The organism is Shewanella mytili (assembly GCF_046765975.1).
GTDB classification, from domain to species: Bacteria; Pseudomonadota; Gammaproteobacteria; order Enterobacterales; family Shewanellaceae; genus Shewanella; species Shewanella mytili.
In genome coordinates this window covers 22794-37760 of record NZ_JBKOUD010000007.1, presented here as the reverse complement: position 1 = coordinate 37760, position 14967 = coordinate 22794, and the positions used below count along the sequence as shown (strand labels likewise).

14 protein-coding genes are annotated in these 14967 nt (G+C 52.6%); 11 read left to right on the top strand and 3 right to left on the bottom strand.

The genetic code is table 11. The features are described 5' to 3' along the window. Nucleotides 1–49 precede the first annotated feature (49 nt). A complete protein-coding gene (gene ydiJ, locus ACIDEJ_RS08540; protein WP_411987653.1) occupies nt 50–3094 on the top strand; it encodes a D-2-hydroxyglutarate dehydrogenase YdiJ in 3045 nt (1014 codons plus the stop codon). A gap of 191 nt (nt 3095–3285) precedes the next feature. Further along, nucleotides 3286–3699, top strand: coding sequence for a MarR family winged helix-turn-helix transcriptional regulator (locus tag ACIDEJ_RS08535; RefSeq protein ID WP_411987652.1), 414 nt, complete (start codon nt 3286–3288; stop codon nt 3697–3699). Nucleotides 3700–3734: 35 nt separating this feature from the next. Here ACIDEJ_RS08535 and ACIDEJ_RS08530 read toward each other — a convergent pair whose 3' ends face one another. After that, a complete protein-coding gene (locus ACIDEJ_RS08530) occupies nt 3735–4067 on the bottom strand; it encodes a hypothetical protein (RefSeq protein ID WP_411987651.1) in 333 nt (110 codons plus the stop codon). 188 nt (nt 4068–4255) lie between these two features. Beyond that, nucleotides 4256–5284, bottom strand: coding sequence for a Leu/Phe/Val dehydrogenase (locus ACIDEJ_RS08525; protein ID WP_411987650.1), 1029 nt, complete (start codon nt 5282–5284; stop codon nt 4256–4258). A 211-nt stretch (nt 5285–5495) separates the two neighbouring features. Here ACIDEJ_RS08525 and ACIDEJ_RS08520 point away from each other — a divergent pair, with 211 nt between their 5' ends. Beyond that, complete coding sequence (locus ACIDEJ_RS08520) at nt 5496–5930, top strand: DUF4826 family protein (RefSeq protein ID WP_411987649.1); 435 nt, start codon at nt 5496–5498, stop codon at nt 5928–5930. Nucleotides 5931–6002: 72 nt separating this feature from the next. Here ACIDEJ_RS08520 and rnt read toward each other — a convergent pair whose 3' ends face one another. After that, on the bottom strand, nt 6003–6668 hold the full coding sequence (rnt, locus tag ACIDEJ_RS08515; protein ID WP_411987648.1) for a ribonuclease T: 666 nt from the start codon (nt 6666–6668) through the stop codon (nt 6003–6005). A gap of 143 nt (nt 6669–6811) precedes the next feature. Between rnt and ACIDEJ_RS08510 the strand changes: the two genes are divergently transcribed. The 8 genes from ACIDEJ_RS08510 (at nt 6812) to pal (ending at nt 14958) form a co-directional block, all read left to right on the top strand. Next, nucleotides 6812–7687 carry a flagellar protein MotY gene (locus ACIDEJ_RS08510; RefSeq protein ID WP_411987647.1) on the top strand — a complete coding sequence of 292 codons (876 nt, stop codon included), beginning with the start codon at nt 6812–6814 and terminating at the stop codon, nt 7685–7687. A 698-nt stretch (nt 7688–8385) separates the two neighbouring features. After that, on the top strand, nt 8386–10443 hold the full coding sequence (locus ACIDEJ_RS08505; RefSeq protein ID WP_411987757.1) for a prolyl oligopeptidase family serine peptidase: 2058 nt from the start codon (nt 8386–8388) through the stop codon (nt 10441–10443). Nucleotides 10444–10571: 128 nt separating this feature from the next. Further along, a complete protein-coding gene (gene ybgC / locus ACIDEJ_RS08500; protein WP_411987646.1) occupies nt 10572–10973 on the top strand; it encodes a tol-pal system-associated acyl-CoA thioesterase in 402 nt (133 codons plus the stop codon). Further along, entirely contained in the window at nt 10963–11652 is a 690-nt protein-coding gene (gene tolQ, locus ACIDEJ_RS08495; RefSeq protein ID WP_411987645.1) for a protein TolQ, read from the top strand. The genes ybgC and tolQ overlap by 11 nt, the downstream gene beginning before the upstream one ends. Next, the gene (gene tolR, locus ACIDEJ_RS08490) at nt 11649–12092 is read left to right on the top strand and encodes a protein TolR (RefSeq protein WP_411987644.1); all 444 of its coding nucleotides are present in this window, start codon (nt 11649–11651) and stop codon (nt 12090–12092) included. The genes tolQ and tolR overlap by 4 nt, the downstream gene beginning before the upstream one ends. Then, nucleotides 12093–13061, top strand: a complete 969-nt coding sequence (gene tolA / locus ACIDEJ_RS08485; protein WP_411987643.1) for a cell envelope integrity protein TolA — start codon at nt 12093–12095, stop codon at nt 13059–13061. A 9-nt stretch (nt 13062–13070) separates the two neighbouring features. Further along, nucleotides 13071–14396 carry a Tol-Pal system beta propeller repeat protein TolB gene (gene tolB, locus ACIDEJ_RS08480; protein ID WP_411987642.1) on the top strand — a complete coding sequence of 442 codons (1326 nt, stop codon included), beginning with the start codon at nt 13071–13073 and terminating at the stop codon, nt 14394–14396. 22 nt (nt 14397–14418) lie between these two features. Next, on the top strand, nt 14419–14958 hold the full coding sequence (gene pal / locus ACIDEJ_RS08475) for a peptidoglycan-associated lipoprotein Pal (RefSeq protein WP_411987641.1): 540 nt from the start codon (nt 14419–14421) through the stop codon (nt 14956–14958). Nucleotides 14959–14967: the final 9 nt, after the last annotated feature.

The following is a 14967-nucleotide window of genomic DNA, read 5'->3' as shown; positions in this document are numbered from 1 at the left end:
CTTTTTGTTTATAATGGCCCGAAAACACACAATAAAAGTGAGTGAAGGAATGTTACCCTTGTTATCCCACCAGCAGGCACTGGAGCCAGTTTATCTGGATTATCTGGCAGCACTGGAACAAGCCGGCTTTTCCGGCGATATTGATAAACGTTACAGCGCCCGTCTGGCGCAGGCCACCGACAATTCCATCTACCAGTTTCTGCCCCAGGCGGTGATTTATCCGCGCCATACTGCGGATGTACAGCTGGCATTGAAAGTAGCGGCCAAACCCGAATTCAAAACCGTGGTGTTCAGCGCCAGAGGCGGTGGCACAGGTACCAACGGCCAGGCGCTGACTCATGGCATCGTGATGGATTTGTCCCGCCACATGAATCGGATTCTGGAAGTGAACGTAGAAGAAGGCTGGGTGCGAGTGGAAGCCGGGGTGATCAAAGATGCCCTTAACGATGCCCTGCGTCCACACGGCCTGTTTTTCAGCCCGGATTTGTCCACTTCTAACCGGGCCACCTTGGGGGGGATGATCAATACGGATGCCTCCGGTGCCGGCTCTTTGGTGTATGGCAAGACCTCTGATCACGTACTGGCGCTGACCAGCGTGTTGGTGGATGGCAGTGTGCTGGACAGCGGTGCCATGGCCGCCGATACCCTCCCAATCATGAACGAAAAATTGCCGCTTGGGCAAAAAATCATTGCCGAAGTGGCCCGGCGATGCAGGGAAAAGCGTCCGCTGATTGCAGCCCGTTTCCCCAAACTCAACCGTTTTTTGACCGGTTATGATTTGAAACACGTGTGGAGTGATGATCTTGGCACATTCAACCTGTCTCGCATTCTGACCGGCTCAGAAGGCACACTGGCCATTGTGACCGAGGCCAAGCTGGATGTGACCCCATTGCCTTCCAGCCGTTTGCTGGTGAACGTGAAATACGATAGTTTCCAGTCGGCCTTGCGCCATGCGCCGGATTTGGTCAAAGCCAACGCCACCGTGGTGGAAACCGTGGACTCCAAAGTGCTGAACCTTGCCCGTGAAGACATCATCTGGCATTCCGTGTCGGCGCTGATTGAAGATGTGCCCGGCAAAGTGATTGATGGCCTGAACATGGTGGAATTTGCCGGTGATGAAGCCCAGGTGCAGCAGCGGGCCACACAACTGACACTGGTGTTGCAGCAGCAAATTGATGCCGGCGAAAAAGGCGTGGTGGGTTTTCAGCTTACCACGGACTTGCCCTCGATAAACAAAGTGTATGCCATGCGCAAAAAGGCGGTGGGATTGCTGGGGGCTGCCAAAGGGCGACGCAAACCCATCGCTTTTGCTGAAGATACCGCCGTGCCACCGGAAAAACTCGCCGATTACATTATGGAGTTTCGGGCATTACTGGACAGCCACCAGTTACGCTATGGTATGTTCGGCCATGTGGATGCGGGGGTTTTGCACGTGCGTCCGGCGCTGGACATGTGCGATCCCAAGGATGAGCGGCTATTGCGCCAGGTATCCGATGAAGTGGCGGCCTTGACCCGCAAGTACGGCGGCCTGATGTGGGGTGAGCACGGTAAAGGGGTGCGCGGTGAGTACGGCCCGGCCGTGTTTGGCGACGAGCTTTATGGCGAGCTGCAGGAAATCAAGACCCTGTTTGACCCGGATAACCGCCTTAACCCCGGCAAATTGGTGGCCCCGAAAAACAGCGGCCCCATGCACTACAACGTGGACAGCGCCAAGCGCGGCAGTTTTGATCGGCAAATTCCGGTGAATGTGCGCGATGCTTTCCCGGATGTCATGGACTGTAACGGTAATGGCCTGTGTTTTAACTACAGCCGTTTTTCCCCCATGTGTCCCTCATTCAAAGTGACCGGCGATCGGATCCATTCTCCCAAAGGCCGCTCAAGCCTGATGCGTGAATGGTTAAGGTTGTTGCAGGCAGAAGGGGTGGATATTCCTGCATTGGTGAAGGCCAAACCCCAAAGTGTGTGGCAGCGGTTGCAAAACACCCTTACCAAAGCGCGGGAATACGACTATTCCCATGAAGTGATGGAGTCCATGAAAGGTTGCCTGGCCTGTAAGGCCTGTTCAGGGCAATGCCCGGTAAAAGTGGACGTGCCCAAATTCCGGGCGCAGTTTTTCAACATTTACTATCAGCGCTACATGCGCCCGGCCAAGGATTATCTGGTGGGCAGTATTGAAGACTCCGTACAGCTGATGGCAAAAGCGCCCAAACTGACCAATCTGGCGGCGCAAAACCCCCTCAGTAAATGGGTGATAAAAAAAGCGCTGGGCTATGTGGATGCGCCTGCATTGTCCGTGCCCACCCTGAAAGAGATGCTGGATGCCCATCCTTGCCGGGGTTATGACTTGCCGGCATTGAATGCCATTCCCAAAGCGCAGCGCCAGCAATACGTGCTGGTGGTACAAGACCCATTCACCAGCTTCTACGATGCTGAGCTGGTATTTCACTTTATCAGGCTGGTGGAAAAACTGGGCTTCAAGCCTGTCTTGCTGCCCTTTAAACCCAACGGCAAACCGGCGCATATCAAGGGCTTTTTGGATAAATTTGCCAAAACGGCCAAAACGGCGGCGGATTTTCTTAATCAGCTGGCCGCGCTGGATATTCCCATGGTCGGGGTGGACCCCGCCTTGGTGCTGGTTTACCGGGATGAATACAACGACGCCTTAGGGGCCGGTCGCGGTGATTTTGAGGTGCAACTGCCCAATGAATGGCTGTTGCAACACCAGGCGCAATTGCCCCAACTGCCTGTCAGCGGCAAGCGCTTTACCTGGTTCAGTCACTGCACCGAGTCCAGCGCCAAACCGGGTACCCCCAAAGATTGGCAGAAGATTTTTGGCCATTTTGGTGCCGAGCTTGAGACCATCAATCTGGGGTGTTGCGGCATGGCGGGAACTTATGGCCATGAGATTGAAAATCTTGAGCGCTCTAAAGCCCTGTATGAAATGTCCTGGGAAGATGCGGTGAATCGTATCCCCCATGAGCAGATCCTCATCTCCGGTTACTCCTGTCGCAGCCAGGTTAAGCGGTTATCGGGTTTCCGGGCCAAGCATCCATTGGAAGCCTTATTGGAACTGTGGTTGCAAGCCAACGGTTAATGACCATTGCACCGGGTGAGCGGTAATCATGCCGCTTTCACCCGGCACTTTTCCCGCCTTAAAAATCTTTTCGCTTAAAAAACAATAGTCTCTTATATTCATAAAGGTAAATTACCTAATGCTGCTAGTGAAATATGCAGCGAATGGTAGTATTAATAAACATAACCGACATGACGTGCAGGAGGTGTTGTTTGAACGGCAATGAAAGTCTGGCCTATCTGGTGTCGCACCTGAACCTGGAGCTGCAAAATGCGCTGGATAGCCGTTTGAAGCACTACCGGATTGATTTGAAACTCTGGCCGGTATTGTTTGCCTTGTGGCAGGAAGAGGGGATTAGCCAAACGGAGTTGTCCCGGCGCTGCGGTGTTGCCAATTACACCATGACTCGCTTGCTGGACCAGTTACAGGGATTGGGGCTGATTGTGCGCCACCAGGAGGAAGACAACCGGCGCACTTTTCTGATTTACCTCACCACCCAGGCCAAGGCCATGGAGCCGGATTTAATCCGCGAAGCCGAACGGGTTAATGACAGTTTTCTTGATAAGCTCGATGAAGGCGAACGCTTACAGCTGCTGGCATTGCTGAACAAGCTTAACCGTCGTTAACCAAGGTTGTGACGGGAACGGTGTCTTTTTAGTGATTACAGATAAGCCAGTAACAAACAGGAAAGCCCTGCCAACAGCAATAATTGGTAACCGTTGTAAAAACGGCTGGGTTCTGTGTGTTTGAGGCTAGTGAGTAATTTGCCCTGATGGTAAATGCGACACAGGGTCTGCGCCCGGTTGGGATCATAAAGCAACTGGCAGCGGCAGCTGTCACCATTATGCAACCGCACGCGGTGTTCACTTTGCGGTGAAAAACTGAACTTGCGGGAAACCAGCTCCCCATCCACGTATAACCGCTCCATGCCGGTCCAGTCGCTGGCTTGCAGCTCCAGCAAATGCTGGGCCACATTGTAGCTGAAACGTACCATCCTCTTGGCTCCCTCAGGGGGACGATAGCGTTAAGTGAAGCAGAAAAAATGCAGGGATGCCATTGGGCCAGGATGAACTTTCTGTTGCATGGGTGAAACCTTGGGCCGGATCGGATTTTTCAGCTTCACCATGGGTACTGATTAAGCCTGGGTTAATCAGTACCGCTACAACGATGGATTGCTTGCCCTTAGGCGTTGATGATGTGACGTGCCATGGTGTCGGCAATTTCCGCAGTGGTTTTTTGTTGTGCATCCGCCTGCTGGAAAATGCTCAGCAGGGTATGGTAAATCCGCTCAACGTGAGCCGTTGCCTGGGCGGCATCGTAGTTGCTTTCATAAGAGACATTGATAATGCCGCCAGCGTTGATCACATAATCTGGCGCATAAAGAATGCCCATCTGCTTGAGTTGCTCACCATGACGCGCCTCGGCCAGTTGGTTGTTGGCGCAACCTGCCACAATGCTAGCCTTTAACAGGGGCAGGGTCGTGTCATTCAAGGTGGCGCCAAGGGCGCAAGGGGCATAAATGTCCACCTCCTGACGGTAGATGTCCTGGGGGGCCACCGTCACTGCATTAAACGCTTTGGCCACCTGTGCCAGTGACTGCTGGTGGATATCTGTCAGTACCAGTTCTGCACCATCCTGATGTAGATGACGGCACAGGTGGTACCCCACATGACCAATCCCCTGTACGGCGATTTTTAATCCGTTGAGATCATCTCGCCCCAGTTTATGTTTGACGGCCGCCTTGATCCCCAGGTAAGTGCCCAATGCGGTAAACGGCGAGGGGTCGCCACTTTTCCCTTCAAGCCCTGCCACATACGGTGTCTCTTCGCTGGCAATCTTGATGTCGGCAGGAGAGGTGCCCACATCTTCAGCTGAATAATAATTGCCCCCCAGTTGGTTCACAAAACGCCCAAAAGCGCGAAAGAGTGCTTCGCGGTTATGGGTATTTGCCGGGTCGGCAATAATAACGGCTTTCCCGCCACCCATGGCCAGTCCTGCCAAGGCATTTTTGTAGGTCATTCCTTTTGATAAGCGCAGTACATCGGTAAGTGCTTCATCATCAGAGTGGTAATTCCACATACGACAGCCACCAAACGCCGGGCCAAGACGGGTATTGTGTACCGCAATAATTGCCCTTAAACCGCTGGCTTCATCGCGACAAAACATAACCTGTTCGTGCTCGTCATAAGACGGGTGATTAAATACGGCCACTGTGAGTCTCCGAAGTGATTATTGTGAGTGAGGATCCCGCAAATCCGGGCTTTTTCTTGTGATATTGTGATCAGAACGATAGCATCAGTGACCGGACGTAACAAAGCGGACGAGTGGATTGATAAATAAGCATTTGGAAATATAGCTTTCCATCCGCACAAAAAATATGGCCACAACACGGCAACACAACATTTTTGAGGGAAGAAGTACCATGAGCGAGTCAACTCCAGCCAATCATGCCCATGAAGAAGCACAGCGCAATCAATGGGTGCGTGAGCAATTTCAAAAAGCCAATCGCTTTTTGGCGGAAAAGGGCATTGTTCCTGCCAAGGTTTTTGCCGAGGAGTGCCGTTATCTGGCGCCATGGGTGGCATTGTGGAAACTGGAATCCAGCATTCCCAATAAAACGAGCTATTGGGTTATCGGTGGTGATTTACCGGCGGATTATGTGGCCGCCAGCGCTGCCAAGGATGCCAGGGAAGCCATGCGCTATTTTTCACTGACATGGCAGATGAAAGCCGAGAACTTGCGCCAAAGCAGCCAGCTGGATGAGACTCAGGCAAATTTTGCCACGTTGCTGACCTCCCGGGCGGAAAGCCTTTATCAGCTTTATAGCGATGACAAATTCTGGCAACAGCAAGGGTAAGTCGTAAGGGTAAGTGTTGATCCTGTCCATCCCCGGTGTGGCGCATCAGGCTAAACCGGGGATGCAGGCCCTTTAGGCTACCGCTTCATCGTGAGACTCAAGATTGTCTTCCACCGGCCATCCGCCCAGCGCTTTCCAGCGATTGACGATATAACAAAACAGTTCAGCGGTGCGCTCGGTGTCATACAGGGCGGAATGGGCTTCTTTGTTGTCAAAGGCGATGCCCGCCAACGAACAGGCTTTTGCCAGCACGGTATGCCCCAATGCCAGACCAGCCAAGGTGGCGGTGTCAAAGGTGGCAAACGGGTGAAATGGCGAGCGTTTGATGGCGCATCGCTCAATGGCTTTGCTCACAAAACTATGGTCAAACGTGGCATTGTGTCCCACCAGAATGGCGCGATGGCAACCGCTGTCTTTAAGGCCTTTGCGCACCGCTTTGAAAATGGCTTTCAGTGCGTCGTCTTCCGGTACCGCGCCACGTAACGGATTATTGGGGTCGATACCGTTAAATGCCAGGGACTCGGGTTCCAGATTGGCGCCTTCAAACGGCTCCACATGAAAATGCAATGTTTGATCGATAACCAATTGCCCGTCAGCATCCATTTTCAAAAGTGTGGCGGCAATTTCCAGTAACGCGTCTGTAGCGCAGTTGAACCCCGCGGTTTCTACGTCAATAACGACCGGATAATAGCCGCGAAACCGATATTTGAGCTGATTGCTCTGCGCGGGCTGACTCATGATGTACCTCTGGCTAAATGCAAGGCGGCTATTATGCTAAATTGAGAAATCGGTGTCATGCCCGATAGCTGCTTTTATAAGCTAAAGATCTGCGATTGGGCACCGATAATACTAATACGAGCCAAAACTGACGAGTTGATTCAATGTGGCGTAACTTGTTTTTCCTGTCATTGTTAGCCGTATGGCCCCAGCATTCATATGCCGAGTTGCGCCATTATGTGGCGTCTTTGGAGCAGTCCCAATGGCGGCTGCTGCATAATTCACCCATCGCTTGCACCTTGGAACACGACATTCCCGCCTATGGCCGGGCCCTGTTCACCAGTACGGCGGGCAAAGAGCTTAACCTGCAATTCACCTTGGACATGTGGCAAAAACCGGATGCGGTGACCCGAGCCACCTTGCTCAGCAATGCGCCAGTGTGGCAACCCGGCAGGGCGTCCAAAACCATCACCACCTTGAATTATCAGAAATACTTTAATGGCGAAGTGCCCAAAAAAGCCGCGTGGGTGATGCTCAATGAGCTGGAGCGCGGCATGGAACCAACATTTTACTATCAGGACTGGAATAACCAGCAAAGCACGGTTGCTGTGGGATTGTCATCGGTTAATTTTCGGGATGAATACGCGGATTTCAGGCAGTGCCTGGCCCAGTTGCTGCCTTATAACTTTGATGACATTGCCTTTACGGTGCTCACTTATGAGTCCGGCGGCACCGAGCTTACCCGTACCGCCAAAGCCCAGTTGGCAAGGGTGGAGCGGTATTTGCAGTACGACAAAGATGTGGAGCTGGTCTTGATTGACGGGTATACCGACAGTTACGGTGGTCGCAGTGTCAATCAAAAGGTCTCCCAAGCGCGGGCGGTTGCCTTGAAAGCGCTTTTTGTCGCCAGTGGCATTGATTCGACGCGCATTCATGCCGCCGGCCATGGAGAACGGCGCCATGTGGCATTGAACACCTCAGCCAGTGAGCGGGAGCGTAATCGGCGGGTGGTCATCAGGATGAGCAAGGCGCTGGAATAACCGCAGCGCTCTTTACCGCACACATGCCGGGGTTTATTCCCCGGTTTTTCTTTTGGGCATAAAATGGCCATAAAAAAAAGCCCATTCAAAAGAATGGGCCGCAAAAAATACGTTATTGCAATCAACAAATTGAAGGAAGGAAGTCAAGCATAAGAACCAAACTGCATTGTCAATTAACCCTGCAGTTTGACAATTCCTGTGGTCAGATGATTTGAATCAATCAAACCCTCCTGAACATGCGGGCTATTCTAGAAACAACCCCCTATGGCAGCAAGCGAGAAAAATTGCTGTTTGAGATAAAAAAAACTAATCATTAAAAGGTGATTGGCGTCACCAAACCGCCTATTTTAAAACCATTTTGAAATATTAGTCAGTTTGCTTGCATATATTGTCGCTTTAAATAAATTAATCTTTTATGACATTAGCAAGTCCGGCTTTTTTGGTTAACATACCTCGTTGCAATTGCCCTGTTTATGGGGGTTTTAATTGCCGGTATAGTAAGTTACAAATTTGCAACCTAATTACCGCGGGCAAATATATTCATATCGCTTTTTTTGTCGCAATAACAGGAAGATTAAATGGCATTTAATAGAAAAATAATGGGGCCCATTGCCGTAGCGATGACGATGGGCTGGATGCTCAGTGCCTGTCAGAGTCAATCCAGCTCAGCCGAGGCGGCCGCGTCGCCAACTCCCAGTATGCACGCCGGGTATCCGCTGATTCAGGCACAACCCTTGGTGGAAACGCTGCACGGGGTACAGGTGGCGGACCCTTATCGGCAGTTGGAGCAGGACTCGGCACAAACCCGGGCATGGGTGGCAGCGCAGCGCCAGTATGGCCAAAAATTTCTGGATGCCATTCCCCATAAGCAGGCACTGGTCGAGCGTATCACCACGTTGTGGAACTACGAAAAACTATCCGCCCCGTTCAAGCGCGGCAGTAACACCTTTTTTTATCGCAATGACGGGCTGCAGGCTCAGTCCGTGCTGTATGTGAAAAACGCCCAAGGGCAGACGCGCGTACTGCTGGATCCTAACCAGTTGTCTGCGGATGGTACGGCGGCGCTATCCGGGGTATCGGTCAGCAATGATGGGAAAACCCTGGCTTACGGCGTGTCCCAGGCGGGCTCCGACTGGCAACAATGGTATTTCCTGTCTGTGGACAGCGGCAACGCGCTGGCAGACCAGCTGCAGTGGATTAAATTCTCGTCAGCGCAATGGGCCCATGATAACCAAGGGGTGTATTACGCCCGTTACGATGCCCCGGCTGGCGGTAACGTTATGGCGGATGTGAATTTCAACCAGAAAGTGTATTTCCACAAACTGGGCACCCCCCAGGCGGAAGACGTGTTGATTTACCAGCGTCCGCAAAACAAGGATTGGGGTTTCGGCCTTGAGGTTTCGGATGATGGTGACTATCTGCTGCTGAGTGTTTCCCAAGGTACAGACAGCCGTAATCGCTTCTTTTATAAGCCCTTGAAAACACCTGGGGCGGTAGTGGAGTTATTATCGGAGCTGGAAGCGGAGTACAATTTCATTGGTAATGATAAGACGGTTTTTTACTTTAAAACCGACTTGGATGCTCCCAATGGCAAGGTGGTGGCCATTGATATCCGCCATCCGCAGCGGCAACATTGGCAAACCATTATTCCGGAGTCTGCCGATCCCATTAAAAACGTGGCCATCATTAATGATCACCTGGTGGTAAGCAGCCTGCATGACGTACTGGGGAAAATGGCCATTTACTCCATGAATGGTGATAAACGCCAGGATGTGGTCATGCCTGGTCAAGGGACCGTTGTAGGGCCTTACGGCAAGGCCAAGGATGATTATTTCTATTATTCCTACAACAGTTATATCCAGCCGCAGACCATTTACAAATTCGACTTCAAGCGGGGCGAGTCCAGCCTGTATGCCCAACCCAAAATTGCCTTTAATCCGCAGGATTATGTGTCGGAACAGGTGTTTTATACCAGTAAGGACGGCACCCGGGTTCCCATGCTGATCTCTTACAAGAAGGGGTTGGAGAAAAATGGCCGTAACCCTACGCTGTTATATGCATATGGCGGTTTTGCCATTTCCATGACCCCGCGTTTCAGTGCTGCCAATATTGCCTGGATGGATTTGGGGGGCATCTATGCCGTACCCAATTTGCGTGGCGGGGCCGAATATGGTGAAAGCTGGCATCAGGCGGGCATGTTCGACAAAAAACAGAATGTGTTTGACGACTATTTCGCTGCTGCCCAATACCTTATCGATGCTGGTTACACCAATCCTGCAAAACTGGGGGCTTATGGTCGCAGTAATGGCGGATTGTTGATGGGAGCCGCCTTGACCCAACGGCCGGATCTTTTTGCCGCCGTGCTGCCTGCGGTCGGCGTGCTGGATATGCTGCGTTTTCACAAATTCACCATCGGTTGGGCTTGGGTAAGTGAATACGGCAGTGCCGACAACAAGGCTCAATTCCCGGCACTGTTAGCCTATTCCCCTTATCACAACGTGAAAAAACAGGCTTATCCCGCCACCATGGTGATGACTGCGGATCATGATGACCGGGTGGTTCCCGCCCACAGCTTCAAATTTGCGGCCATGTTACAGGCCAAGCAGCAGGGGCCAGCACCCATCATTATGCGCATTGAACATAATGCCGGGCATGGCGCGGGTAAGCCCACTGCCATGAAGATTGCCGAAGCTGCCGATATTGTCACATTTTTATGGCAGGCTTTCGGGTTGACACTACCCAGTGAAATTCACTGATTAAGCTGCGGTTAAGTTGAAAAAAATTAAATTGGGGGCTGTGGCCCCCTTTGCTTTTGCGGCCATTCACAAGCGCAGGTGGGATAGGTATAGTAATGGGCATTTGTGGCAGGAAATCAGTAGGATTTATGTTTCGCTGGCCAATCACCGTTTATTACGAAGATACCGATGCAGGCGGGGTGGTGTATCACGCCAATTACCTGAAGTTTTTTGAACGCGCCAGAAGTGAATGGCTGCGAGCCATGGGGGTATGTCAAAGCACGTTGTTACAAGCCGATCTGGCGTTTCTGGTACGCCGGGCGGAACTGGACTTTTCCCGTGCCGCCAGGTTTGAACAGCAATTATGGGTGGAAAGCCGCATAACCGAACTGAAACGGGCATCGCTGGTATTTGAACAGCAACTCGTGGATGACAAGGGGGTTTGTTATTGCAGTGCGTCCGTCAAGATTGCCGCCGTTTCGTTAAGCCGTATGAAGCCACAGGCCATTCCCGAACCGATTTTGCAGGAGTTTAAAAAAGGTGAACGCTGATATTTCATTTGTGGGACTGTTTCTACAGGCCAGTTTGCTGGTAAAGCTGGTGATGCTCACCTTGTTGTCGTTATCCATCATGTCTTGGGCGGTGATTTTACAGCGCCGTAAAGTGCTGAGTGTGGCCAAGCAGAAAGCCGAAGCATTTGAAGAAAAATTTTGGTCCGGCGTGGATCTTAATCGCCTTTACCATGAATTGGCGGCCAAGCAGGAAAGCAATGCCGGACTGGAAATCATGTTTGTTTCCGGTTTCAAGGAATATGCCCGTTTGAGCAAAATCAGCAGCCGGGCGCCGGAAGCGGTGATGGATGGCAGTTATCGGGCAATGCGCATTGCTCTTTCCAAAGAACTTGATGCGCTGGAAACCCACCTTCCCATGCTGGCAACCATCGGCTCCACCAGTCCTTACATCGGGTTGTTTGGCACCGTGTGGGGGATTATGAACGCTTTCATTGCACTGGGCGCCGTTGAAAACGCCACCCTAGCCATGGTTGCCCCCGGGATTGCCGAAGCGCTGATTGCCACCGCCATGGGGTTGTTTGCGGCCATTCCGGCGGTGATTGCCTATAACCGTTTTTCCACCAAAGTGGAAAAACTGGAGTCCCACTACGCCAACTTTATGGAAGAGTTTTCCAACATTCTCCATCGTCAGGCATACAGTGAGAAGGAATCCGCATGAATCAGGGGTATCAGCGTAAACGCCGGCGTCCGGTGGCTGAAATCAACGTGGTTCCCTACATCGACGTCATGTTGGTGCTGTTGATTATTTTCATGGTGACCGCGCCGATTGTCACCCAGGGGGTAAAGGTGGAACTGCCCCAGGGAAATGCCGAACCGTTGCCAGCAGACAGCAAGCCTCCAGTGATTGCCTCCATAGATGCACAAGGGGAGTATTTCCTGGATGTGGGCGGAGCGCCCAGCCAGCAGCCCTTGACACTTGATGAGGTGGCCACGCGGGTGGCGGCCATCATTCAGCTGGAACCCGAACGTCCGGTAGTGGTCAAAGGTGATCGCGCCATTCCTTATGAGAACGTGATCCAGCTGATGGTGACCCTGCAGGGCGCCGGAGTGCCATCGGTGGGTTTGATGACCGACTCACCGGATAAGGAGAGCAAATAAGTGGCGGGGCAAGCGGATTTTAAATTACCACTGATGATTTCTGCCGCGTTGCATCTGGGGGTGATTGGCGCACTGGCGCTGAATGTGGATTTTAGCCATAAACCCAGCCATACGACGGTTGCCGTCTCTGCGGCCAAAGCGCCGCCAGTACAGGCGGTGGTGGTTGATCAGCAAAAAGTGCAAGACTATGTACAGAAGCTGAAAGCCGACAAGGCCGAGGCAGACCGGAAAGAACGGGCACGACAAGCAGAACTTGAACGACAGGCCGATGCGGCCAAAAAAGCGCGAGAGCAAGAGCAGGCGCGAATTGAGAAACTAGCCGCTGAACGCAAACAGCAAGAGCTGGAAGCCAAGCAGGCTGCCAGTGCAGCTAAAGCGGCGCAGCTTAAAGCCCGGCAAGAAAAGGAAAAGGCGCAAAAAGCCGAAGCCGAGCGCAAATTGAAGGAACAGCAGCGACAGCAGGCAGAAGAAGCCGCCCGCAAGGCCCAGGAAAAACGCAAGGCCGAAGAGGCTGCCGCCCAGAAAGCGGAAGCTGAGCGTAAAGCCCGGGAAGATGCCGAACGCAAGGCCAAGGCAGCTGCCGAACGCAAAGCTAGGGCCGAAGCTGAGCGGCGCCGTCAGGAACAGGAACTGGCTGCCGCCATGGCTGCCGAGCAATCCGCCGTTTCCGCGGCCCGCAACAAACAGTTGCAAAGTGAGCTGGACAGATACAAAGCGATGATCGCTTCCACCATTCAACGCAATCTGGTGCTGGATGAAGCCATGCGCGGCAAGAGTTGCAAAGTGGGCATTAAATTGGCTCCCGATGGTTTTGTTACCAGCGTGCAAACCTCTGGTGGCGATCCGGTAGTGTGCCGGGCAGCCAAGGCGGCCATCAATAAGGCAGGGCGTTTGCCGGTGTCATCCGAAGCCGATGTTTATCAGTTATTGAAAGATATTAATCTGGTTGTAAGACCAGAGTTCAACTAAAGGAGTCCCATGAAACATTTAGCCCGTGGATTGGTGGTGTTGCTGGCGTTGCTGGTATTACCGGCAAAAGCCGCACTGGATATTGTGATTACCGAAGGCGTTGATGCCGCCCGGCCCATCGCCGTGGTGCCGTTTGTGTGGCAGGGTGCCGGCGTGCCTCCCAGCGTGATTTCCGATGTGGTTGCCTCGGATTTAACCCGCAGCGGTACATTCAAACCCTTGAATGACACCGGGCTTGGTCAGCGTAACATCGGGCAGATAAGCGAGTTTTCGCTGGATGACTGGCGCGGCGTATCTGCCGAGGCGGTATTGATGGGGTCGGTAAAACCTTACGGGCAAGACCAATATCTGGTGAGCTTTGATTTGGTGGACTTGGTAAAGGCCCAGATGCAAACCAAAGGCCCTCAGCCCAAGAGTGAATATTTGCTGGATAGCCGGCAAACCGTGATAAGTGCTGCCCAGTTTCGCCAGTACGGCCATCGCATAAGCGATATTGTTTATGAAAAACTCACCGGCATTCGCGGCGCCTTTTTAACCCGCATCGCATATGTGGTGGTGGATCACTCCCAGGCCAGCCCTTATCAACTGATGATTGCCGATTACGACGGCCATAATGAGCAGATGCTGCTTCGCTCGCCAGAGCCCTTGATGTCACCCGCTTGGTCACCAGATGGTCGCAAACTGGCCTATGTGAGTTTTGAAAATAAAAAAGCGGAAATTTTCATTCAGGACATCTATAACCGCACTCGTCAGAAAGTCACCAGTTATCCGCGGATTAACGGCTCTCCGAGCTTTTCTCCCGATGGACGCAAATTGGCGGTCACCCTGTCAAAAGACGGCCAGCCTGAAATCTACGTAGTGGATATTGCCAGCGGTGCACTGACAAGGATAACCAACCATTACGCCATTGATACCGAGCCTTCCTGGTTTCCCGATGGCAAATCGCTGGTGTTTACCTCCGAGCGCGGCGGACGGCCACAACTTTACAAGGTGGAGCTGGCAACCCGCAAAATCACCCGTTTGACCTTCGAAGGCGAATGGAATTTGGGCGGTGAAATCACCCCGGACGGCCGCAGCATGATTTTTGTCAACCGTACCAACGGCAAATTCAACATTGCCCGCATGGATCTGCAGACCCGCTTTATGCAGGTACTGACATCCACCCGGCTGGACGAGTCACCCAGCATGGCCCCTAACGGCACCATGGTGATTTACGGTACCACCTATGGTAATAAACAAGTGTTGGCGGCAGTGTCGGTGGATGGTCGGTTCAAGGCAAGATTGCCGGTGGGACAGGGCGAAGTGCGATCCCCTGCCTGGTCCCCGTTTTTATAATTAATAACAGAAGGATGTAATAATGGAACTCAAAAAGTTGCTGAAAGCTATGGCCATTTCCCTGCCGCTGCTGGCATTGGGGGCATGTAGCTCGACTTCCGAGTCGGAAACCGCAGCCGGAGCCGGCAATACGTCTGGTAGTGGCGCTTACGGTACTGCCGGTGGAGTGGAAATGGGCGGCGCCGCACAGGTGCTTACCCCAGAAGAGCAGCAACGCCTGAAATTTCAGGAGCTGCGTAAAGACAGTGTCATCTACTTTGATTTTGACCGCAGCGAAATCCGTCAGGAAGTGGCCGAAATCCTGCAGGCCCACGGGGAATACCTGGTGAGCCACCCGTCTGTGAAAGTGCTGATTGAAGGTCATACCGATGATCGGGGCACGCCGGAATACAATATCGCCCTGGGCGAGCGCCGTGCCAAAGCCGTTGCTAAATATTTGCAGGGGCTGGGTGTGTTGCCAAGCCAGATGAGCATTGTCAGTTACGGTGAAGAAAAACCCGCCGATTTGAGCCATACCGATGAAGGGCAGGCCATGAATCGTCGTGCAGTGCTGGTTTACTAAGGAACGCGC